This window comes from Dokdonia pacifica, from assembly GCF_900188275.1.
In the GTDB taxonomy this organism is placed as follows: Bacteria; Bacteroidota; Bacteroidia; order Flavobacteriales; family Flavobacteriaceae; genus Dokdonia; species Dokdonia pacifica.
Window position 1 is genome coordinate 832,392 of the sequence record NZ_FZNY01000001.1, and the last position, 23,550, is coordinate 855,941.

General features: G+C 33.8%; 19 protein-coding genes. 14 read left to right on the top strand and 5 right to left on the bottom strand.

Going from position 1 to position 23,550, the window contains the following annotated elements; translation table 11 throughout:
• Positions 1-52: 52 nt before the first annotated feature.
• Positions 53-1,711 carry an alpha/beta fold hydrolase gene (locus CHB80_RS03750; protein WP_089370080.1) on the bottom strand — a complete coding sequence of 553 codons (1,659 nt, stop codon included), beginning with the start codon at positions 1,709-1,711 and terminating at the stop codon, positions 53-55.
• Between the two features lie 289 nt (positions 1,712-2,000).
• On the bottom strand, positions 2,001-3,665 hold the full coding sequence (locus CHB80_RS03755) for a tetratricopeptide repeat protein (RefSeq protein WP_089370081.1): 1,665 nt from the start codon (positions 3,663-3,665) through the stop codon (positions 2,001-2,003).
• Between the two features lie 238 nt (positions 3,666-3,903).
• Between CHB80_RS03755 and CHB80_RS03760 the strand changes: the two genes are divergently transcribed.
• From CHB80_RS03760 to CHB80_RS03775, 4 genes are all read left to right on the top strand, one after another.
• Positions 3,904-4,869 carry a glycosyltransferase family 2 protein gene (locus CHB80_RS03760; protein ID WP_089370082.1) on the top strand — a complete coding sequence of 322 codons (966 nt, stop codon included), beginning with the start codon at positions 3,904-3,906 and terminating at the stop codon, positions 4,867-4,869.
• Positions 4,870-5,196: 327 nt separating this feature from the next.
• On the top strand, positions 5,197-5,754 hold the full coding sequence (locus CHB80_RS03765; protein WP_089370083.1) for an RNA polymerase sigma factor: 558 nt from the start codon (positions 5,197-5,199) through the stop codon (positions 5,752-5,754).
• Positions 5,755-5,842: 88 nt separating this feature from the next.
• Positions 5,843-7,957 carry a tetratricopeptide repeat protein gene (locus tag CHB80_RS03770; RefSeq protein ID WP_089370084.1) on the top strand — a complete coding sequence of 705 codons (2,115 nt, stop codon included), beginning with the start codon at positions 5,843-5,845 and terminating at the stop codon, positions 7,955-7,957.
• A gap of 229 nt (positions 7,958-8,186) precedes the next feature.
• Positions 8,187-9,026, top strand: coding sequence for a TauD/TfdA dioxygenase family protein (locus CHB80_RS03775; RefSeq protein ID WP_089370085.1), 840 nt, complete (start codon positions 8,187-8,189; stop codon positions 9,024-9,026).
• A gap of 6 nt (positions 9,027-9,032) precedes the next feature.
• Here the strand turns inward: CHB80_RS03775 and CHB80_RS03780 are convergent, their stop codons facing one another.
• From CHB80_RS03780 to CHB80_RS03790, 3 genes are all read right to left on the bottom strand, one after another.
• Positions 9,033-10,421, bottom strand: coding sequence for a sigma-54-dependent transcriptional regulator (locus tag CHB80_RS03780; protein ID WP_089370086.1), 1,389 nt, complete (start codon positions 10,419-10,421; stop codon positions 9,033-9,035).
• 209 nt (positions 10,422-10,630) lie between these two features.
• A complete protein-coding gene (locus CHB80_RS03785) occupies positions 10,631-11,119 on the bottom strand; it encodes a LytTR family transcriptional regulator DNA-binding domain-containing protein (RefSeq protein WP_089370087.1) in 489 nt (162 codons plus the stop codon).
• A gap of 63 nt (positions 11,120-11,182) precedes the next feature.
• Positions 11,183-11,626: a sigma factor-like helix-turn-helix DNA-binding protein gene (locus tag CHB80_RS03790; RefSeq protein WP_089370088.1), complete on the bottom strand. Its 444-nt coding sequence runs from the start codon at positions 11,624-11,626 to the stop codon at positions 11,183-11,185.
• A 484-nt stretch (positions 11,627-12,110) separates the two neighbouring features.
• On the opposite strand from CHB80_RS03790, the gene CHB80_RS03795 reads away from it, so the two are divergent.
• The 10 genes from CHB80_RS03795 to CHB80_RS03840 all read left to right on the top strand — a co-directional run bounded on the left by CHB80_RS03795 (position 12,111) and on the right by CHB80_RS03840 (position 23,494).
• A complete protein-coding gene (locus CHB80_RS03795) occupies positions 12,111-14,450 on the top strand; it encodes a PSD1 and planctomycete cytochrome C domain-containing protein (protein WP_229746877.1) in 2,340 nt (779 codons plus the stop codon).
• A gap of 4 nt (positions 14,451-14,454) precedes the next feature.
• Positions 14,455-15,912: a DUF1501 domain-containing protein gene (locus CHB80_RS03800; RefSeq protein ID WP_089370089.1), complete on the top strand. Its 1,458-nt coding sequence runs from the start codon at positions 14,455-14,457 to the stop codon at positions 15,910-15,912.
• A gap of 6 nt (positions 15,913-15,918) precedes the next feature.
• Entirely contained in the window at positions 15,919-16,962 is a 1,044-nt protein-coding gene (locus CHB80_RS03805) for an NHL repeat-containing protein (protein ID WP_089370090.1), read from the top strand.
• Positions 16,959-17,753, top strand: coding sequence for a chitobiase/beta-hexosaminidase C-terminal domain-containing protein (locus tag CHB80_RS03810; RefSeq protein WP_179218078.1), 795 nt, complete (start codon positions 16,959-16,961; stop codon positions 17,751-17,753). Before CHB80_RS03805 ends, CHB80_RS03810 begins: the two co-directional genes overlap by 4 nt.
• Entirely contained in the window at positions 17,750-19,879 is a 2,130-nt protein-coding gene (locus CHB80_RS03815; RefSeq protein WP_089370092.1) for an FN3 associated domain-containing protein, read from the top strand. The genes CHB80_RS03810 and CHB80_RS03815 overlap by 4 nt, the downstream gene beginning before the upstream one ends.
• Positions 19,880-20,178: 299 nt before the next feature.
• Positions 20,179-20,601, top strand: coding sequence for an ABA4-like family protein (locus tag CHB80_RS03820; protein ID WP_089370093.1), 423 nt, complete (start codon positions 20,179-20,181; stop codon positions 20,599-20,601).
• Positions 20,598-21,398 carry a hypothetical protein gene (locus CHB80_RS03825; RefSeq protein ID WP_089370094.1) on the top strand — a complete coding sequence of 267 codons (801 nt, stop codon included), beginning with the start codon at positions 20,598-20,600 and terminating at the stop codon, positions 21,396-21,398. The genes CHB80_RS03820 and CHB80_RS03825 overlap by 4 nt, the downstream gene beginning before the upstream one ends.
• Positions 21,399-21,430: 32 nt before the next feature.
• A complete protein-coding gene (locus CHB80_RS03830) occupies positions 21,431-21,658 on the top strand; it encodes a hypothetical protein (RefSeq protein ID WP_089370095.1) in 228 nt (75 codons plus the stop codon).
• A 13-nt stretch (positions 21,659-21,671) separates the two neighbouring features.
• Positions 21,672-22,739, top strand: coding sequence for a sensor histidine kinase (locus tag CHB80_RS03835; RefSeq protein ID WP_089370096.1), 1,068 nt, complete (start codon positions 21,672-21,674; stop codon positions 22,737-22,739).
• Between the two features lie 2 nt (positions 22,740-22,741).
• Positions 22,742-23,494, top strand: coding sequence for a LytR/AlgR family response regulator transcription factor (locus CHB80_RS03840; RefSeq protein ID WP_089370097.1), 753 nt, complete (start codon positions 22,742-22,744; stop codon positions 23,492-23,494).
• The last annotated feature ends 56 nt before the right edge of the window (positions 23,495-23,550 follow it).

A 23,550-nucleotide genomic window follows, 5' to 3' on the forward strand; every position in this document is an offset into this window, starting at 1 on the left:
GTATATTGGTAATTTTATGCTCTATGCATAAGGAAATAGCTATTTTTTTAGGTTATGAAGCAACAATTTCTGTGGGTGTTACTCCAAACTCTTTTTTAAAACATTTTGAAAAATAAGAAGGACTAGAAAATCCAAATTGAAAGGCAATTTCTGCCACTGTATCTTGATAAGACAAGAGTGCAGATTTTGCTTTATTTAATCGCATAGACGTAATAAGAGAGTTAGGTGATTTTCCCGTTACTTCTTTTACTTTTCGTTGCAATTGACGCTCACTCACCAGAAAGGATTGGCAAAGTGTTTCTATACCAAAATCTGTATCATCAAGATTATGTTCTATCACCTGAAGCAGTTTTTCTAGAAATGTTTCATTTTTTGGGCATCCTATTTTTTCAAACTCGTTATTACTTTCGGTTATCGTTTCATTGTCAATAACAAAAAGCTCACATAATGTGGTAGATTGAAAATTTAATACCGCAGCTGTTTTTATAAATTTAATACTGCCTCCTGACAGAAGATTCTTTATGGTTTGAGATACAAGAATTTGATTGGTATGTGCTTGCAAGCGTATCGCTTTTATCATATAGTCATCCTCCATCTGCATTCTACATCTATCTATCAGATTCCCTTCTCGGGTATAGATTCCCATGGTTGTACAAATGTCATAGCTTTTTGATTTTTCTAGTAAGCTCATACTACAACGCGTTGCATTTTTTGAAGAATTGAATGTAGCCACAAAGTACATTTTGTTTGTTTGAACAAGTTCGCCTCCATAGGCCATTATTATTGCACAAATCCAATCTGTTTTGAATCCTTTTTTAGATACTTTTTCAATGTGACCAAACAACATGGTAATCAATCCTTTTTTATGTACGATTTCTTGGGGTAACGAAGTGATAAAGTGTTTTATTTCTAACAGTACCTCATCTGTATTTCCTGCCCAAAAAAGATGATCATCTCCATCAAACTCAACCCACTTTGCTCCTTCAATATGCTTTGCTATAAATCTGCCTTCTTCAATCTTTACATCAATATCATGGGTGCGTTGCATCAAAAGCGTAGGTACTTTTATACTTGGTAAAATATCTGTGATATTTACTTCTGTATTCATTTTTGTAAGTCGTAAAGCTGCAGAAGGGCTAGCTCCAGATCTAAAATAATTAGCTAGCCAACTCATGAATACTTCATCTTTAGCTTTGGATGGTGCCAATGTTTCTAAATTCATTTGACCACTTCCCCAGCTATTTTCAATCATCTCATATACCTTCTGACGTTCCTCATCTGTAGGTGCCCATGGATAGTCTTCTGAATAGCGACGTTTTGCAAAGATTCCAAACGCCATCAATGCAAGTACACGATTGGGGTAGGTTGCACTAAATAACGCAGAGACACTTCCTCCTTCTGAATGTCCAAATAAAATGGCTTTCTTAGAACCTGCAGCATCCATAACCACTTTAATATCTTCCATGCGTTCTTCCAACGTAGCATGATCTAGAATTCTATCTGAAAGACCTGTACCTCGTTTGTCAAAAAGAATGACTCTGGCTATTTTCCCAAGCTCATTAAAAAAGTGTACTAATTCTGGACAAGCCCACATCCAGTCTATATTGGATACCCACCCTGGGATATATACAATATCAATAGGACCTGAGCCAAATGTCTGGTAAGCAATATTAATGGTTCCGCACTTAGCGTATTGAATGGAGGGATTCATAGGTGTAGTAGTTTCAATAAGATCTTTTACGACTCATTTACGTACACAAAGTAATTGGAGTAATGAGAAAGACACAAAAAATACAGGGTATCAAAAGGGGCTCAAAAAAATAAATGGCTGTTTGACAGGCACTTGAAAAACTACTTCATTACATTAAAAGTAATGACGAACACTATTTTTATATGGGATTTTAGTTATATATGTTTTCACGTAAGTGAAATTTATACTGAGCAAAGTCGAAGTGCGAAAGCGTACATCTCCTCATAAAAAAGCTAAAAACAATCTCATATTATAAATTTAAACTTGAAGAATCTTTACTTTCTATATATGCAATAATATCGTCATTAGATTGTAATCCTAATTTTTTTCGAATACGATATCTTGAAGATTTAATAGCGGGGAGTGTTGTATTAAGTAACTTGCTTATTTCTAAAGTACTCAATCCAAACTTTATAAGAGAAAGCAGTTCTTTTTCTTTAGGTTTTAGAGTGGGAAAATGAGTATCTAATCGTATTTTAAAATCGAGATCTATCTTATCTAAATAATTTTGCAAACTCGTGGTTGAGGCTTTTGATGTTTTTTCAGAAAGTAAAGATGCAGATAACGATCGCAAGGCTACTTTCCGCTCTTTTTCATTCTCAAAAGTGATAATTTCTTTTATATCATCCAAGGTTTTATTAAGCACTTCTTCTGTAATAGAGTTTTTGAGTATTACTTTTTTAAGCTCTTTTTCTCTGGTAGCAAGAGCTAAATCTGTTTTTAGTTTTTCAACTTCTTTTAGCGCTATTTTATTTTGAGCAAGGATTAATTTTTGCTTGTTATTCTTTCTAAATAAGTAGAGTACTAACAAAGCAATAATCACCGCAAGGATAAAGAATACAAGATATACTTTCTTCTTCCTTTTTTCATTTTTAAGTGCTATTGCTGCAATTTCTTTTTCTTTTTCAAATTGATATTTTAAGTCTAACTCGGTAAAACGATTTAACTCTTCAACATTATGTATAGAGTCTAGATACGTTATTGAGAGTTGATAATCTTCATAGGCTTTTTTATAATCTCCTTTAAGCTTATATATCGTATGCCTACTGTAATACTCATTTTCTAATTGTCTTTTGTTACCAATAGTTTGAGCATAAAAAATGGCGCTATCTGTAAGCTCAATAGCTTTATCATATTCTTTAAGCTGTCTATAAATGTATCCTAAATTCTGATAATGTGAGCTTAAGGTTTTATATTCTTTACGAGCTTGCGCTACTTTAATACTTTCCTCAAACAAAGGAATTGCCTTGTCATATTTTTTCTGCCCAGTATACAGGAATGCCATGTTTGAGTTTGTAATTATAAGACCTTCTTTAGACTGATCAACTTCTTTGGCCTTTTCAAAATAATAAAAAGCAGAATCTGGTTGCTTAAACTGTTGAAACCCTAGTGCCAAAACGTTATAGGTCATTGCTAGATCAAACGAATATTCTTCTCCTAAAGCCTGTCTAACTTTTATAGCTTTTCTAGCATACTCTTTCGCTTTACCTTCATCGCTCTTTCCATAATATAAATATCCTAGATTATGATATGAAAGTCCCATGCCTATGGAGTCTAAAATCTTTTCTGTGATCTTTACCGACTTTAAATAATAGTGTAATGCATTTGCTTTATCACTTTGATCCTGTGCACATTCCCCAAGTCCATTATAAACAGCCGCCTTTTGCTTTAGGTAGTATGCACTATTATAGTCATTTTCTTCTATTTCTTGTAAAATGTCTTTAAGAATTTCTTTTGCTATTTCTATATCAAATTGCCTTGTATGATTAGCTAGTTGTATTTGAAGAGGAATTTTAATAGAATCTGAAGCTGCTTGATCTATTTGTAATTTTAGTGCATCTAAAATGCTATCTTTTACTTGTGCGGTGACAGAGAAAGATAGTATTAATAATAGGAAGAGAATTTTTGTTTTCAAGAGGGTTTAATTAAATGAAAAATTGCAGCTATTATCTAAAAATGCAAATCGTAAGTTTTATACTTTACTGAGAGCAAAGATATCATTTGCTACCTTTTATTAGTGTTTTTATATGATTTTGCTACCTATTTACTACCCACATAGAGGTAATCATCTTTATCATATTTCTAACTTTACACCTGCAAAATAAGTATCACACCTACTTCCTTATTGATCTAAAATTCATTTTATACACCCAATGGTTTTAAGCATTATTATTCCTGTTTATAATACTGAGAAGTTTATTAAAAAATGCATCCTTTCTATTTTAGATTCCTGTGATGATTCTATGGAAATAGAAGTGATTGCCGTAAATGATGGTTCTACAGATACTAGTTTAAAAGAGTTACAGGCTATTCATGATCCAAGACTCATTGTTATAGATCAGGATAATGCAGGCGTAAGCGCAGCTAGGAATAGAGGTTTAGATGAAGCAACGGGCTCCTATATCTGGCTTATAGATGCAGATGATTATTTGAACGATCATTTTATTGGGGAGGTGTATGATATTTTGATCAAAACAGCTCCAGAACTCCTTTTATTTGGAATTAATTGGGTAGAAGAAGATGTGGTGCATGGCCAACGTATCTATCCTCCTGGAGACTATACAGTACAACAAATCATAGCCTCACGGATATATGATAGTAATGTTTGGAGTAGAGTTATTAAAAGAGAGCTTATCGAAAATCATCATATTCGGTTTATTGATGTGATGAATGGAGAAGATTTTGATTTTTGCATGAAGGTATTTTGTTATACTCAAAAAGTTACCATTCCCAAGATTATTGGGTATAATTATCTTACAAATCCAAATGGGTCGAGTAAAAAAAGATCGCAAACACATCTCGAAAATTTAGCTACTCATTCTGTCAAAACCCTAGCACATCTCGGCATTTATTTTAAAAATTCAAGAGGAAGATTGCTTAATGAATTTGAGGTATTTAAGCCTTGGTTCAACAATAATGTTTTTGGACTATTATTCAGTTTATACCGGTTTGACTACAACGTTTCTTTTGCAAAAAATATCATTCATTCTTTAGAACAAAATGGATATTATCCTGTAACTAAAGAAGGTCAAGGATTGAAGCAAAAAATATTTATCACTATAGCCAATCAGAAAGCGCTTTTTTTAGGTATTCTAAGACTGAGAAGAGTTTTTAATTGATCATAAAAGGATTCGTTTAAACTTATATACATTGTCCTTAAAATCAATAATTCTTTATACGCTTTCGCGAAAGCGTATAGCACCCATAACAAGTGGTTGTAAATAGTTATAACAAACAACGTTTTATCCTTTTTTAAAATTGAACAGATGCTTTATACGATATGTTGTTTTTACATACACAACATATTGTGCTTTTTTATCAAAAAACAGTAACAGATAATTTATAACAATCTCATTAACAGTTATTTATGTAAAAATATCTTTTTGGCACATATTTAGGGTAGTAGATCATCAGTAATAAAAACCACTTAAAAATCTTATTATAAAATGACTACACAATCGCTAAATCCTAATATGTGGATTAACTCATATGCAGACTTTTTATTTAATTATACGATTACAAGAGTAAGAGATGAAGAGACTGCAAAAGATATCATTCAGGAAACTTTTTTATCTGCCTTGAAAGCAGCTCCTAAATTTAGAGGGGAAGCTACAGAGAGAACATGGTTAACATCTATTCTTAAACGAAAAATCATAGATTATTACAGGAAAATCAATAATCCTAAGCATAGAGCTATTGTTCGTTTTCAGAATATACAAAGAGATGGTTCAGATATCAATTGGCTAGAAGAGCGTTATGAAGATCGTACAAACGTATCTGGAGATATGAAAATTGAGGCAAAAGAATTTGAAATATTGGTTTTTGAACATATGGCTAAACTTCCCAAAAAACAATATAAAGCACTTGCCATGAAGACAATTCAAAAGATGAGTACAGAAGATATTTGTAATGAATTAGATATTACAGTAGATAATTTTTGGGTAACTATACATAGGGCTCGAAAAAGATTAATGTTGGAAATAAATAAAGAATGGTATAACTAGTTAGTAAGTACAAAACAACTAGTATTGTTCTATATCCAAGTTTAGTATCTTTAATAATTACATATAGTATGTTTATAGCTTCTTAGAAATGATATTTACTCCAAAAACATTAATACGTCTACTACCCATTATCTTCTTTTGTAGCTATACATATGGGCAAGTTTCTGAAAAAAAAGATAAAGAATTAGATAGCTTACATCAACTTGTAAGACAAGCAGACACTCAAGAAAAAATAGACATACTTCTTGAATTGAGTTTTTATTACAGTAAAATTGATACCGAAAACCTGGATAGTATCCGCTACTATGCAAATCAGGCATTAGTACTTTCAAAAAAATATGAAAATACAGAAGAAAAGAAAGTAGAAGCTATTATCTCACTATGCTATGCCGAGATCTATGCTGGAGATTTTGAAAAAGCACTTCCTTATGCACAAGAAGCACTATCATTAGCTGAACAATTAGATCATGGTGCTAGTTTACAGAGCTCAAACAAAGCGATGGGACGATTATTAATAGATCAGGGAAATTATACAGAGGGTTTATATCATTATAACAAAGCCTATGAAATAGCAAAAAAATATAAAGTTGATAATAGCACGATCATAGATTTGGCAATTGATTTAAGCACTGAATATTTACTCCTAGAATATACTGAAGAAGCTTCTAATTTATTAATAGATGCTACAAAACTACTTGATGACCCATCTGTTTCTTTAGAAAGTAAAGGAATTTTTTATACAAATTTGGCTGTCATACATCAGGATAATAATAATTATGAAGAAGCGGTTGAATACTATAATCTTTCTATAGATTATTATAAACAAGATGGCAATCTAGCTTTTCAATTGGCTCCTATGTTAAATATAGCAAACGCATATATGCATATTCAAGAATATACAAAAGCCATAAATGTCTATAAACAAATGCTAGAATTAGCTAGTGAAGTAGATGATCGTTCCAATGGACCTGCATATTATGGAATAGGAATTTGTTACTTAGAATTAGAAGCGTATGATAAAGCAGAAAAATATCTTTTAAAGTCTCAGCAATATCACAAGGCTACACATTATACATATCGAGAAGCTGGTTCTTTTGAAATACTAGGAAGGGTAGATTTAAAGCAAAACAAAATGCAAAATGCAAAAATGCATTTCAAAAAAGCATCAGAACTCTTTTATGAAAGTATTCTATTTAACAAAAAGAATAATATCCGAAAAGATGAAATCAGTAATGCATATTTAAGTCTTTCCAAAATTGATTCTATATATAAAAACCCTGAAAGAAGTCTTCAAAATTATAAGCAACATATTATTTATAAAGACAGTGTAAATGATGAGAAAAAAATAAAAATTGCTGAGCGACTTGAGTTTGCTAGAGAGGCAGAAAAAAAGAATCAAGAAATCGCTTCTTTAGAAAACAAGAACAAAATCCAGCAAGTAAGAGCAGAGAAACAACGCTATTTAGAAATAGGTTTATTGATCTTTCTGGTGCTAGTGATTTTACTTCTAGGTGTTCTTTTTAATAGATATCGTCTTAAACAAAGAGCGCTAAAAATTATTGAAGAAAAAAATGAAGAAAATAAATTATTAATGCGAGAGATTCATCATCGTGTTAAAAATAATCTTCAGATCATTTCAAGCCTCTTAGGGACACAAATCGATAAAAATATTGATAATAATGAACTAAAAACAATACTTCAAGAAAGCCAGAATAAAATCAAATCGATGGCTATTATACATCAGAATCTATATAAAGGCAATCAATTTGCAAAAGTTTCTGTAACCTCATATGTCAAAGAACTAATCGAGCATATCCAACAAAGTTTTGAAAAAGACAATACAAAGATTCAGTTTGATTTAGACATAGATCCGAAACAAATTCAAATAGGACTAGCAGTACCGTTAGGGTTAATTTTAAATGAATTAATTACCAATTGTTATAAATATGCATTTTCAGATAAAAATGCCCTAAATAACACTATTAAAATTGTGTTTAACCAAATAGATGATACTTCTAGATATTCTCTTATTATTAAAGACAATGGAAAGGGCCTGCCTCAAGATTTTGACATTGATAATCTTTCATCTTTTGGGATGCAATTGGTACAAGGATTGGTAGAGCAATTACAAGGTGAAATTCAAATCAATCAACAACAAGGCACAACATTCACCATGTATATAGAAGAACCTATAGCTGTATAAGATGCTCTCTTCTTACAAAAACACAACAAATTGTAACTTCTATTATATATTGGATAATCACTTTTGGATTTTTGATATTGTTTAAATTCACTTTAAATTTAAGTATTTGATAATCAGTATTTTAAAATAAAATTTACAAATAACTGCTGCATGGTATACCTATTGCCTTTATAAAGACATCTACTCAGAAAGTAGAATTAAAAAATGCTATAAAACGTAACTAGTTGGAATGATGGATTTAGGATTAAGAAAAATTACTCAGAACTTTGGAATAAAAAAACTCACAAGAAAGAATATTATTGATATCCAAAATTTAAAAACCTCATTTGGTGTCCAGATCAATAATAAAATAGACATAACAGATATTAGTGGTCAAGAGATTATCAGACTTCAATCTTTATTAAAACATAAAGGAATGATTGTGATTCCTTCACATCGTATATTAAGTGAAGAAGAGCAGATAAAAATTACAACTCTTTTTGGAACACCTCACAAAAAAGTGAGTTATATAGCACCCCACATAAAGATGTCTGGACAATTAAATACAACTAATAACACCTATCTTTCAAGCTCTTTATGGCATAGTGATTACTCGCATTCAAAAAACCCAGCACATGTAAGTATTTTTCAGATGACAGAAGTTGTACATCAAGAATGGGAAACTTCTTTTATTAGTTTACACCAAGTGTATTCAAAACTTAATGATGATATTAAAAAAAAATGGGATGGGATAAAAGTAATGTATTCAGGTAATGATACAATACACCCTTTATTATGGGTACATCCTTTCACCGGGAACCCTAGTATTTATTTTGATTTCAGGTTTGCAAAAGAGGTGTTTGACATTTGTACAACTACAGGGGAAATTTTATTTAAAAACATAAATGACACCATATCAAGTTTGAACGATTTGTTTTCCAAAAAAGCAGCTATTTACACCCATAGATGGTGTTCTGGAGATATTATTATTGTAGATAATTATGCTATTTCGCGTAAAGAATCATTACAACCAGATTATTCTCAAAATACAGCAATAAGACGTACCACTACAAAGGGAGTTTACTTTTAATCCTTATTATTTGTATTCATTTTCCTTCTGAATGTCTAATTTTTTAATTCTAAAATCTAGTGTGCTAGGATGTAATTTAAGGATTTCAGCAGCTCCTCCTTTACCTCTCACCTTTCCTTTACAGTATTTTAATGTTTGAATAATTTGTTCCCTTTCTACATCTTGAAGCGATTTCAATTCAAACTCTTTCTGTAGGTTCCCAAGGTCTTTAGCATCATGATTATCTAAAGAATTAAATAACACATTATCTTCAGCAAGTAAAATACCTCGCTCTATAAAATGTTGCAATTCTCTAACATTTCCAGGCCAATCATGTCTCATAATACCTTTAAGAGTCTCTTTATCTAATGCTGGACAAGGTCTATTAATTTCTTTAGAAAAACGACTCATAAAATAATTTGCCAATAGCTCAATATCTTTCCCTCGTTCTCTCAATGGAGGAACCGATATTGGAAAAATACTCAATCTAAAAAATAGATCTGCTCTAAAAGCTCCTTTTTCTACTTCTTCTTCCAGGTTTCTATTGGTCGCAGCTATAATACGTACATCAATTTTCTTAGAAATAATACCGCCCACGGTTTCAATTTCTTTTTCTTGAATGCATCGTAATAATTTTGATTGACTATTTAAAGGAAGTTCTCCTATTTCATCTAAAAACAAAGTACCTCCATTGGCTTGTTCAAACTTTCCAATTCTCTTTTCTGTAGCGCCTGTAAAACTTCCTTTCTCATGGCCAAACAAAACAGATTCGATTAAATCACTTGGTAATGCTGCACAATTTACTTTAACTAAAGGTTTCTTTTTCCTTGGCGAACTCTTATGAAGTGCCTCCATAATAAGTTCTTTCCCTGTTCCTGTTTCTCCCTGTATAAGTACCGTTATATCTGTAAAAGCAACCTGCTGAACTTGTTTTAATGTTTTCGCGATAACTTCGCTTTCACCGATAATACCAAGCGTATCTATTTTTTTAGAGACACTAGTAGTAGAGACACCAGTATCTGAAGTAGAAGACAATGGTGAATCATCAACTTCTATTTTACGAAACCCTAGTTCTAAGGCAACTCTAATATCTCGTTCATCAAAAGGTTTTAAAATATACCCCAACGGATTTGTCTGAGTCATTTCACGTAACGTTCCAGAATCAGAATACGAAGTAACATAAATAAAAGGAAGTCCATATTCTTCACGTATTTTCAGGGCTAACTCTGTACCTCTTACATCTCCTATAATATGAATATCTAGCAATACTAAATCTGGAGCTTCTTTTGCTATCTTTTTCATAGCTTCATCGGCAGATTTTGCCATACCCATTACAGCATGCCCCAAACCAGATACTATTCTCCTTAAATCTTGAGCAATGATAAACTCATCCTCTACAATAAGAATTTTTCCCATTTTTAATCGTTTAACGTATTCATCTAAACAAACAATACATACAATGTTAGCTACTAGTATTAATGCTTATTATGGAGTAATTATTAACTAAAATACGCGTGAAACAATTTAAACATTTTGTTAAACAAAACAAGTATTTTTATTAAAAAAATAGTTCAAAATTCTATTTTTATTGACTTACGGCTATTTTTGTTTAACTTTTTGAAAAATCAACTGTTTAACCAATTCTTAAATGCCAGTGACTTATTTTTCCCTACAAATATTGGATTTTCTGAAGGGGGATATGTTTCTATTTTTAATCCCTGACCCATTTTTATAATTTTTTTAATGGCAGAAACACCTAAGATTACTTGCCTGTTTACTCTAAAGAAATAATGATGATCTAATCCAGCAAAAAGACTATCTAAGCTGTTATTTGAGACACTCTTCTGTCCATTCATATGTACAACATATGTAATAGAATTTTCTTTATATATATAAGCGATTTCAGAAACATATACGATCAAAAGTTCATTGCGAAAATACGTGAGGATACGATCTTTAGAAGTACTTTGATCTACTACTACTTCTCTAGCATCACTCTCTACATTTTCAACATCTATCGTTTCTGTTAATGTCTCTTCTGTATATAAATAAGTAATAGTCGTTTCTTTAGGTTTAAATGTAAAACTTGGAATTTGATAGTTAAGTGATAACATAATAAATAAGTATGAATGGGTGGGTTAATAAATGGATAGTTGCATGAATTTTGTTAGGAAGATTTAATTGAGATCTAAACTTTCAATAAGTTCTTTTCTTGCATTCTGAATAAGCTTCCAAAATACAGCCTCATTAATATCTAGATCTGTACAAATCAATGATGTCTTTTTACCTTCAAAGGTTTTATAAACAAAAGCTCTTCTTTGTATTTTTGGCATCCTATTTAAACACGCCTCAAGTATAGAATTCCTTTGATTTTTTGTAGAGTCAGGAAAAAGATGGATCGAATTTGATGTTCCTGAAGGATGAGATACTGCGACAACATTATTAATGTGTAGATGCGCATCTTCAATACCATTAAATTTTGATCTTCCTAGATTTCTTCTCAGAAGCTGTTGTCTTAAATTTTTAAATATCGTTTTGATACGATCTTTGCAAATCTTTTTTGCTTTCTCAACTACTAATTTTAATTCTAAAAACGCCGTTATTTCTATTTGTTTATACATCCCTTTAAGGTTTATAATTGTAATTTTTGTTTGATTATAAGATTCTACAATTCTATTATAACCTAAAGTTATGCCGTAAAAGAAATAAGTTACAATTATCTGATAAACAGTATTTTAAAAATATTTTTCCGTTTTATTCTATTCATAAAAAACACAAAATATAGTAGGCACACAATATATTAAAGCTCAACAAAGTGCTAGATTTGGTTATAAAACAGGTAGGTATGCATATGTGTAAGTTGGTTATACGCTTTCGCGAAATCGAGCTTGCGAGATTCACAAACGTAGAGAGAGCGAAGCGGTAAAGCGTATACTACAACATCAAAATAACACAAAACACACCTTCCAAAAATCATCATAGTGCCCTGAAAAAGCGTTTAAATAAACAATAGATTTAGTATCTTGTTGGAGAATTTATAATTATAAATTTCAGAGTTATCATTCTATTAATCCTACTGTAAATAGCAATAAAACGCTCTCTACTTTGAAGAAGAAACAACAGCATACGTCCTTTACATGGTTATTGTACTTTGTAATCCCTTTTGCCTTGGTATTAGGATATAAATATATTTCAAAAGAAACACAAGAAGATTACACAGCCATAGATACAAGTAATCCTGAATTGGCAAGTGAAACCAAAGCACTTCCAGAAACCATCGATTATATTTTTGATGTAAAACCTATTCTTTCAGATAGGTGTTATTTATGTCATGGCCCTGATGATGGTACCCGTGAGGCAGGTTTAAGACTAGACACTAAAGAAGGGGCGTTTGCAGCCATAGGCCCCAACCAAGACAGATTTGCCATTGTACCCAACGATACACTTACCAGCCAACTTGTCTCTAGAATACATGCTACCCAAATAGAAAAACTCATGCCTCCTGAAGATTCTAATCTCAGTCTTACTGAGTATGAAAAACAAATACTCACCAAATGGATTGAGCAAGGAGCAGTTTGGAAAGATCATTGGGCATTTGTCGCTCCCCAAAAAAAAGAAATTCCTCAAATTTCCAATACAAGTCTTGTTGCTAATGAAATAGATCATTTCATTATTAAAAAATTAGAACAACAAGGATTATCACCTTCCGAAAGAGCCAGCAAAGAAAAATTAATACGACGTGTTTATTTTGATCTTACAGGACTCCCACCTAGTATTACTGCTATAGATGCTTTTTTAAATAATAGCAATCCAAATGCATACGAAAGTATCGTAGATAGTCTACTAAGTTCTACTCAATATGGTGAGCACATGACGACCAGTTGGCTAGATATTGCTAGATATTCAGATACGCACGGATATCAAGATGACCTAGAGCGTGTGATGTGGCCATGGCGTGATTGGGTCATTAATGCCTTCAATAAAAACATCCCCTATAATGATTTTGTGACATGGCAATTAGCAGGAGATTTACTACCTGATGCTAGTCTAGAACAAATTATAGCTACTGGTTTTAATAGAAATCATAAAATCACACAAGAAGGCGGTGTGATCGATGAAGAATATCGTGTAGAGTATGTATTGGACAGAACCAATACGGTCTCTAAATCTTTATTAGGACTCACCATGGAATGTGCACAATGCCACGATCATAAATACGATCCTATCTCTCAAAAAGAATATTTTAGTTTCTATAGTTTTTTTAATAAAGTAAATGAAAAAGGACGTATAGATTATGGAGAAATTCCAGAGCCTAATATCAAAATCACACAACAACAAACCGAAGCATTACTTTCATTTATCAATATGCCAGACTCTATACAAGAAGTACAGCTTATGGTGATGAAAGATGATGCTCCTACCCGAAAAACATACGTTTTAAAAAGAGGCGCTTATGATGCCTATGGAGAAGAAGTACAAGCAGATACTCCAAAATCAGTACTCGCATTTGATGGTTTTGAAACCAATAGATTAGGACTTGCCCATTGGCTTTTTGATGAAAAGAATACACTCACTGCACGCGTGGCTGTAAATAGACTATGGCAACAAATCTTTGGAACGGGTATCGTAGCTTCTAGCTCTGATTTTGGAAACCAAGGCGCCTTACCGTCCCACCCAGAACTTCTGGACTGGCTCGCGATTACTTTTAGAGAAGAAGGATGGGATATGAAAAAAATGATCAGACGTATGGTCTTATCTAATACCTATCAACAAACCTCCAAAACAAGTCCCGAACTCTTAGAAGCTGATCCTTACAATAAATGGCTTGCGAGAAGCACACGTCAAAAATTAACTGCCGAGATGATTAGAGACAATGCACTTGCCGTGAGTGGATTGCTTGTCGAAAAAATAGGTGGCCCAAGTGTTAAACCTTATCAACCCAAAGGACTTTGGGCAGAAACCACTTCAGGACAAGGGCTCACAGAATACATCATGGACACAGGAGAAAACCTATATAGAAGAAGTCTATATACCTTCTGGAAACGAACCGTACCACCGCCATCTATGATGACCTTTGATGCCGCCACAAGAGATTATTGCACCGTAGAACGCCAAAAAACCAGTACCCCATTACAAGCACTCGTCATGCTTAATGACCCACAGCTTATTGAAGCAGCAGAGGTGCTGGCCTCCCAAGTATTACTAGATCAAAACCTCACAGATCAAGATCGGATACACACTATATTCAAAAAAATTACCTCACGTGCTCCCGATGAAACAGAAATAGAAAACTTACTCGCATTTCTAAAAGAATCGGAAGCCAATTATGACGAAACCAAAAAAGTAGTCACTACTCAAGTCGCTATTGACAAAGAAAAACTATATGCTTTTAGCGCTGTCACAAGTTTAATTTTTAATCTAGACGAAGCTATTATAAAAGGATAATCATATGGAAGAAATCTCAAAACATTTTCTCAATAATAACCGCAGACATTTTCTAAAGAAACTGAGCTTGGGTATTGGTGGACTTGCTGCTGCTTCGATGTTAGATCCTTTTTCGGCTATAGTAGAAGCACCAGATTCTCCGCTTAAAGGCATGAATCTGCCTCACTTTGCTCCCAAAGCAAAACGCGTTATTTATTTATTTCAAAGCGGAGGCCCTTCCCAATTAGAATTGTTTGATTACAAGCCGTTGTTGGATAAAATGAGAGGTCAGGATTTACCTGATTCTGTACGAAAAGGACAACGTCTTACAGGAATGACTTCTGGACAAGATAGCTTTCCGCTAGTGGGTAGTAATTTTACATTCAATCAATACGGAGAGTCCCGAGCTTGGGTAAGTGATCTCATGCCATATACCGCAAAAATTGTAGATGAGTTATGCTTTGTAAAATCCATGCATACCGAAGCCATAAATCATGACCCAGCTATTACCTTTTTCCAAACAGGATCACAACAAGCAGGAAGACCCAGTATTGGATCATGGATGAGTTATGGATTAGGAAGTCTTAATGATAACCTCCCAACATTTACAGTATTATTATCCAGAGGAACGGGAAGACCGCTTGCACAACCTTTATATTCCCGACTGTGGGGAAATGGATTCTTAAGTTCGCTACACCAAGGAGTGCAATTTAGATCAGGAAAAGACCCTGTATTATACCTAAAAGATCCTGAAGGAATGAATAGATCTGAGCGACGCAAAATGCTCGATCATATTGCCGAATTAAATGAAAAGCAGGAAAAAGAATTTGGCGATCCAGAAATCAATAGCCGCATCGCACAATATGAGATGGCCTATAGAATGCAAACTTCTGTTCCCGATACGATGGATATAGAAGGAGAACCCGATCATATTATCCAAATGTATGGCGCCGAAGCAACGGTACCTGGCACCTATGCAGCCAATTGCTTACTCGCAAGACGCCTAGTTGAAAAAGATGTGCGTTTTGTACAACTCTACCATATGGGTTGGGATCAGCATGAAAATTTACCCACACAAATAGAAAAACAAGCCAAAGATATTGATCAGGCGACCGCTGCATTAATCATGGATTTAAAACAACGCGGACTCCTTGAAGATACCCTTGTGGTTTGGGGAGGTGAATTTGGACGTACCAACTACAGCCAAGGAACACTCACCGAAACCAATTATGGGAGAGATCACCACCCAAAATGCTTCACTATGTTTATGGCGGGCGGTGGTGTAAAGCCTGGATTTACGTATGGAGAAACCGATGACTTTGGGTATAACATCGTAAAAGATCCCGTACACGTACATGATTTACAAGCCACCATGATGCATTTAATGGGGGTAGATCATACAAAATTCACCTACAAACATCAAGGCAGAAGATTCAGACTTACGGATGTTTCTGGCCATGTAGTTCACGATCTTATTAGCTAATTCCATATGAGTCGTAGAAAATTTTTAAAACAATCTTCCTACCTCGCTATGGGGTTTCTGACATATCCCGCTTTCGCGAAAGCGTTCTCAGTATCATCCTCTAAGGATGTTATTATAGGTCATAACGCACATCAATATAAAGTAAACCTCAACTGGGGAAATCTCAATCCATCACAAACACCTGTAAATGACTGTCACGAGATGGTACAGGACTCCAAAGGACGGATTGTATTATTAACCAATCACACTAAGAATAATGTCATTATTTATGACAAATCGGGAAAACTAATCGAAACATGGGGAACTGAATATCCAGGAGCCCACGGACTCACTCTTGTTAAAGAAAATGGCACCGATTTCCTATTCATCACAGATTATGAACGCCATCAGATTATCAAAACTACTATCGATGGTAAAGTAGTTTTTAAAATAGATGCGCCTTTAGAAACTGGAAAGTATACTAATAAAGAAGATTTCAAACCCACCGAAACTACCGTTACCAAAAATGGAGATATTTATGTAGCAGATGGCTATGGGAAACAATATATTACACATTATAACCATAAGGGAGAATTACTGAATATCTTTGGAGGACAAGGCACCGAAAATGGACAATTCCTGAATGCACATGGCATTTGTTATGACTATAGAGATTCCGATAATCCATCGTTATTGATTACTGCCAGAGAACTCAATCAGTTAAAACGATTTGATTTAGACGGTACTTTTATAGAAACTATTCCTGTACCTGGCGCATTAATTTGTCGTCCTGTGATTCATAAAAATGATATCTATTTTGCAGTATTACGATCTAAAAACGCAGTACATGATGACTCTGGTTTCATCTTGATTATGAATGAAAAAAATGAAGTAGTTTCTTGTCCTGGTGCGACAGCGCCTTCGTATCGTAATAATGAACTGGATGAGTTGTATCAAACCATCAGATTGTTTCAACATCCGCATGATGTGTGTATAGATGATGATGAAAATATGTATGTCGCCCAATGGAATTCTGGTCAAACCTATCCTATAAAATTAACAAGAGTATGAGGATAGCCATTCTAAGTATACTCTTGATAAGCATCCTAAGTTGTGCTGAAAAAACAACACCTATTGATAGCGTGTTTGTACAACAACAGCAAGTCAGCATCACACAACCTCGCGTAACGGCTACGAGCACGATTATAGATTCTGCTGTAACAATAACTGCTGCATTAGCGCTAGAAGATGTTGGTATTTATTATACAACTGATGGTACAGCTCCTACTGAAAACAACACAAAATACACCACTCCTCTTACGGTTGAAAAAGAAGGCTCTTATTCCTTTAAAGCTTTTCATGCAGATTGGAAACCCAGTGAAACTACAACCTTAAAATTGTATAAAAAGGGGATTATTCCTCGTAAACTATTTTGGAATACAAAGCCCAATTCCAAATATCCTGGAATAGATTCTATCACGCTGATGAATCATACAAAGGGATCTGTAAATTTCAGAGATACGCAATGGGTCGGATATGATACAACCGCTATAGCTACTATGTATTTTAAATATAAGCCTCGTATAAAAAACATAACCATAGGCTATCTTATTGATACAAAATCATGGATTTTTCCGCCAGAGGCAGTAGAGGTATATATAAATAAAACCCATAGGATACGCTATAACGTATCCAATATACCTAAAGGAGAACTTAAAAAACTAGAAGATTTCCAAATCCCCATTAATAGGAATGTTGAAACCATGACAATTAGAGTATATAATTCAAAACTTCCGGAATGGCATCCTGGAAAAGGCATGAACGCATGGTTATTTATGGATGAATGGATTTTTAACGAATGAAAGAAAGCAATCAAGCATATAAAAGTATATTTCTCATCATCCTAACGGTGTTTGGCGTGATGACTTTATATACGCTAAATACAGAAGAGGCCCCTCGGTTTGTATTATTCTTTGGACGATTTCACCCATTATTGTTGCATCTGCCTATTGGTGCGCTAGTGGTTACTTTCTTTATAGATATGACCAGTCGTTTTCAAAAAAAGTATCCAACGGCCATCATTAGAAATTTACTAGGATTTACAGCCATTTTTGCGATAATCACCTGCTTTTTTGGTTATTTCCTTTCGCTAGAAGGAGGGTATCAAGAAGAGATCTTAGATCTTCATTTTTACACAGGTATTGCAACAGCTGTATTAACGAGTATCCTATTTGTAATAAGCAACACTTCAAATCCAAAAACAAAAAAGCTATTCTTGCCGCTATTTATAGCAACGCTTATCCTCATAAGTATTGCAGGACATTATGGAAGCGTCCTCACGCATGGAGATGGTTTCCTAACAGAATATGCACGTGTTCCTGAAAAAGAAAAAACGATAGAAGTAATAGATAGTTTGAGAATGTATGATGATGTTGTCGCAAAGATTTTAGATGATAAATGTATACAATGTCATAATGCGAGTAAGCAAAAAGGAGAGCTATCGTTGCTTACAAAAGAGACGATTCTAAGAGGAGGTGTGAGCGGTGCCAATGTCATTGAGGGAGATGCTGCTCAAAGTTTATTATATACACGCTTATTACTTCCCATTTCTGATGAAGAGCACATGCCCCCTGAAGGCAAAGCGCAATTAACAAAGGATGAGATTTGGCTATTAAAACATTGGATTGATCAAGGGCTAGATTTTAAAAATTATGCGACACATACTATAGAGAATGACACCTTACGGAATAAACTCAAAAAATACCTCGTTTTTAATGAAGTGATCATTCCGAAAGCTTCTACTGATGCTATCGAAGAAGTGAAAACGGCTGGTTTTAGAGTATTGGAATTAGTGCCAGGCAAAGGAGCACTAACTGTAAAACTATTAAGATCCAATCCTACCAAGGAACATATAGAAACCCTTTCTGAACTGGAAGACCAAATCGTTGAATTAGATGTCAATACTTCTGAAATCACAGACGAAATGACTACGGTTTTTAAAGATTTCAAAAACTTAAAATCATTGCGTTTAGACAACACAAAAATTACGGATGCTTCTATTAAAAACATCAAAAAATTAGAACATCTTGAAGTATTAAATATGTACAACACTGCTATTTCTAATGAGGGTCTTACAGAATTAGTACAAACGATACAACCTAAACAAATCTATGCGTGGCAAACACAAGTAGATCAAGAGACAGCCATCAAATTGGGGGAACAATACAACATCAATATTCAAAGCAATAGTGCCGAAGGTTTTGTGGAAAGTAGTCAGCTAGAGCCTCCATTAATAACACCCATTAAAACATTATTTAAAGACACGATTCATATCACCCTTGACAGTCGTTTAAAAAATGTTGAAGTACGGTATACTCTGAATGGAGAAGCACCTGATACAACCTCAACGATCTATACTGATAAAATTATTCTAGATCAATCCAAAACCCTTAAAGTAGCTGCTTTTAAAAAAGGATGGGAACCTAGTGAGGTGACCATACGTGAATATGCTAATATTCAACAGGAGATTACCAACTTCACCATCCAAACAAAACCTGATAAGAGTTATCCTGATGCCAATAAACTTTTTGATCTAAAAGAAGGCAGTCTCGACTTTAAGGATGGGAATTGGACAGGGTATTTTGGGACAGATCTCAATACAACTATAGATCTTGGTGCTATAAAACCTATACAACATGTTTCTTTTAGTACTATGGAGAGTGTAGGTAGTTGGATTTTATACCCTACCGATTTTACAGTGTATACGTCTACTACTAAAAAAGGGCCTTTTAAAAAAGCAGCAGCCATGAAAGTCTCTAGAGAAGGAGAAGGCGGTGATACAGAAACAAAAAAAGTAACACTTGAACTTTCAAACACAGAAGCCCGATATGTAAAAGTAGTGATCAAAAATCATGATAAATTACCCGAATGGCATCCTGCAGCTGGGAATCCTGCATGGCTTTTTGTGGATGAGATTTATTTTTGGTAAATCGATATGAACATGCTTATGTCCGTTCGAGCGCAGTCGAGAACTATCGTCAGCTATTCATTTATTGTAGTTCTCGACCGCCCTTGAACGGACACCTTTTACGTCTCTAGTCTTTATTCCTATTATACATTTATACGCTTTCGCGAAATCGAGCCTGCGAGATTCACGACCAAAGGAAGAGCAAAGCGTTAAAGCGTACATTACAATTCAAAAGTCATTTACGACAGTTGAGCGAAATCGCCTTTCTATTCTCTTATAAGAATCACATCTTTGACCTATCAATTAAAAAACGAACAACCATGACACCCACAGAAGTTTTTTCGATAGCAGGAATGATCACCATGCCTATGTGGATTTTAATGATCGTATTGCCAAAATGGAAAGTGACTCGCTTCTTCATAGATTTTAAAGTAATCCCTCTAGCCTTATCAGCTATTTATGCGGTATATATTTTTAAAGCTATGCAAATAGGTGGTGGGATGGATTTTGGAAGTCTCCAATCGGTTATGGCATTATTTACCGAAGAACATGCTGTACTCGCAGGTTGGGTACATTATCTCGCATTTGATCTTGTGGTGGGCATGTGGATGTTAGATCAAAATAAAAAACTACAAATTCATCAATTACTCATGGCTCCGTGTCTTTTCGGGACATTTATGCTAGGACCTATAGGGTTCCTTGCCTTTATGATACTACGAGCTATTAAACTTAAGAAATCATGAAAAGTATCAAAAACATAATTCATACTGTAAAAACATCAAGTCCTATTCTATATGGGATTGTCATACTACATCTACTCATGGCAGTAGGATGTTTCATTGGTCTCCTAGTAGATGATAGAACATTAATGGGAATTAATGTTTGGATCAAACCTTTAAAGTTTACCATCTCTGGAGCGATTTATATTTTCACATTTGGCTATCTCATTACGCTATACCCTTTTTCTACAAAGAAAAAGAATATCATCAATAATATTAATTCATGGACATTACTTCTAGAGATTAGCATTATTGTATATCAGGCAGCAAGAGGCGTACAATCACATTACAATATGTCTTCTGCTTTTGACGGAATGCTCTTTGCCGCGATGGGTATTTTAATAGGAATCAATGTTTTGATTATGGTATTCTTTATTATTGAGACCTTAAGACTGCGATTAAAAACACCAAGACCAGTGCAATGGGCCATCCTTATGGGATGGATTATTATAGTGGCAGGAAGTTGGATTGGCGGCCAAATGATTAGTCAAGTAGCACATACTGTAGGCGTAGCCGATGGTGGTGCAGGATTACCTATCTTAAACTGGAGTACGGTTGCGGGAGACTTAAGAGTAGCACACTTTTTTGGATTGCATAGCATACAAATTATACCGTTATTCGCAGTATGGCTCTCTAAAAAATGGAATACTACCACTCGAAATCAAGTGATTGGTGTTGTTCTTTTTGGACTCCTATTTGCTGGATGGATTGGGTTTACATTCTATCAAGCAAAACAAGGAATGCCATTTATAAAGTTGTAATAATAACCAGTTGTGCATTTAGAAAAAATAGAGTGGGTTTAGATGCTATATTTTCATTCTTTTCCTCAAATCCTAAAGGATGGAATGAAAATTTCTACTATTCACCCTTTAGGGTAGGGAAAAAAGTAGTAGAAATAGAATCAAATGTACAACGGGTTCATAATAGTATTAGTAAATATAATGCTGGTTGTATACGCTTTCGCGAAAGCGAAGTTTATATTGAACCTGCCGAAATGCAAAAACGTATACTAGAAGAATAGAATTTAAAACGGTATGAGATTATTTAACAAAGAAAAACGTATTAAATATTTAGGGTTTAATGACTTTTGGTTTGCGTTTGTTTCTATTCTAATACTAAGTATAGTAACATGTTATCTCTTCAGTAATTTTCCAAAAGATATTGCATTTATAGAAGTTTTTATTAGCTGGCTGATATCATTATTTTTTACACTTTTTAATTGGTTTTTTATGCGTAATGTGATCATCTACTTACGTAAAAACTACCCGTCATTTCATGATACGCTAAAACGTATCATGATTGTGTTCTTTTTTATTATCATATCTGTACCACTTATAGATTATATAGGAAGTATGATTATTGGTTCGTTTTTTGAAAACTACCATTATAACCTCTTTGATAGATTTAAAGTTCTTTTGCCTATAATCATTATAAGTGTGATGATTCAAGCCATCTATGAAGCGATTTATTACCATGCGATGCTTAAAAAAAGTATTCGAGAAGAGGAGCAGACAAAACAAGTGATGGTGCAAGCACAATTAGATGCATTGCGTAATCAAGCACAGCCTCATTTTTTCTTTAATACGCTCAATACATTACGAGATATTATAGATCAAAACTCAAAAGATGAAGCCAAAGAATTTGTAGATAAGCTATCTGGTGTATACCGTTTTATATTAGAGTCTGGAAATGTAAATTTAATCACCTTAAGAGATGAATTAAAGTTTTCACAAGCTTATATTCATATCCAATCAGAACGCTTTGGAGACAACTTGCAAGTGCAATGGGATATTCCCGAAACTGCACTTGATAAAATGGTGGTTCCTATGAGCATTCAACTTCTGTTAGAAAATGCAATCAAACATAATGTGGTTTCTAGATCTAAACCACTTATTATCGAAATATCCATTAAGGAGAATCATGTATGTGTCACTAATAAAATTCAAGCAAAGTCTACAAAATTGCCTTCTACGAAGTTAGGGTTGAAAAATATTGAAAAACGCTATGCGCTCATATCTAATCAGCCTATAGAGATAAAAAACGACGGAGAATTCTTTACAGTACATCTTCCTTTATTAAATATGTCGGATCAAAAAAAATAATTATGCAAGTACTCATTATTGAAGACGAACCACGCGCAGCGAGCCAGTTACAACGTATGTTAAAAGCATGTGCATTTGAGTATGAATTATTAGATATTATTGATACGGTAGAAGATGCTGTGATATGGTTTCAGAAAAATGCAGTACCAGATTTGGTGTTTATGGATATTCAACTAGCTGATGGATTGAGTTTTGAAATCTTTCAAAAAACAACCGTAGAAGCGCCTATTATTTTTACAACAGCTTTTGATCAATATGCTATTCAGGCATTTAAAGTAAATAGTATAGATTATTTATTAAAACCTATACAGAAGGAAGATGTTACTACTGCATTGAAAAAGTTTCAAAAAACTAATCAACCCACTGCAGTTGATCCTGCTATATTTAAACAACTTCTTACAAGCATTCAAGCTCCACAAACCAGAACAGGTTTATTAGTAAAAGAGGGTAACGGTTTTGTACAAATTAAAATTACGGACCTTTTGTATGCATACTCAGAAGAGAGCATCACTTTTGGTGTTACTTCAGACAGGCGTTATATTATTGATGAAACGATAGATCAATTATTTAACACACTAGATCAAAGTAAATTTTATAGAATTAATAGAGGCCAAATAATTGCTAAAGAAGCTATTCATAAGATAGATCCCTATTTTAATCATCGTGTAAAACTTACCATTACAAATCCAAGAGATCAAGAGTTTATCGTAAGTAGGCCCAAAACAAGTGACTTTAAAACTTGGATGAATACATAAACACAAGTACTCCATAATCCATTCGTCTACAGATATATGCCACTCATCTAAGGATT

Bases quoted from the DNA above. Each gene is read 5' to 3' on its own strand.
- CHB80_RS03790 (WP_089370088.1), bottom strand. From the start codon at position 11,626: ATGTATAAACAAATAGAAATAACGGCGTTTTTAGAATTAAAATTAGTA.
- CHB80_RS03800 (WP_089370089.1), top strand. From the start codon at position 14,455: ATGGAAGAAATCTCAAAACATTTTCTCAATAATAACCGCAGACATTTT.
- CHB80_RS03810 (WP_179218078.1), top strand. From the start codon at position 16,959: ATGAGGATAGCCATTCTAAGTATACTCTTGATAAGCATCCTAAGTTGT.
- CHB80_RS03825 (WP_089370094.1), top strand. From the start codon at position 20,598: ATGAAAAGTATCAAAAACATAATTCATACTGTAAAAACATCAAGTCCT.
- CHB80_RS03835 (WP_089370096.1), top strand. From the start codon at position 21,672: ATGAGATTATTTAACAAAGAAAAACGTATTAAATATTTAGGGTTTAAT.
- CHB80_RS03775 (WP_089370085.1), top strand. From the start codon at position 8,187: ATGATGGATTTAGGATTAAGAAAAATTACTCAGAACTTTGGAATAAAA.
- CHB80_RS03815 (WP_089370092.1), top strand. From the start codon at position 17,750: ATGAAAGAAAGCAATCAAGCATATAAAAGTATATTTCTCATCATCCTA.
- CHB80_RS03760 (WP_089370082.1), top strand. From the start codon at position 3,904: ATGGTTTTAAGCATTATTATTCCTGTTTATAATACTGAGAAGTTTATT.
- CHB80_RS03770 (WP_089370084.1), top strand. From the start codon at position 5,843: ATGATATTTACTCCAAAAACATTAATACGTCTACTACCCATTATCTTC.
- CHB80_RS03785 (WP_089370087.1), bottom strand. From the start codon at position 11,119: ATGTTATCACTTAACTATCAAATTCCAAGTTTTACATTTAAACCTAAA.
- CHB80_RS03780 (WP_089370086.1), bottom strand. From the start codon at position 10,421: ATGGGAAAAATTCTTATTGTAGAGGATGAGTTTATCATTGCTCAAGAT.
- CHB80_RS03820 (WP_089370093.1), top strand. From the start codon at position 20,179: ATGACACCCACAGAAGTTTTTTCGATAGCAGGAATGATCACCATGCCT.
- CHB80_RS03805 (WP_089370090.1), top strand. From the start codon at position 15,919: ATGAGTCGTAGAAAATTTTTAAAACAATCTTCCTACCTCGCTATGGGG.
- CHB80_RS03765 (WP_089370083.1), top strand. From the start codon at position 5,197: ATGACTACACAATCGCTAAATCCTAATATGTGGATTAACTCATATGCA.
- CHB80_RS03750 (WP_089370080.1), bottom strand. From the start codon at position 1,711: ATGAATCCCTCCATTCAATACGCTAAGTGCGGAACCATTAATATTGCT.
- CHB80_RS03840 (WP_089370097.1), top strand. From the start codon at position 22,742: ATGCAAGTACTCATTATTGAAGACGAACCACGCGCAGCGAGCCAGTTA.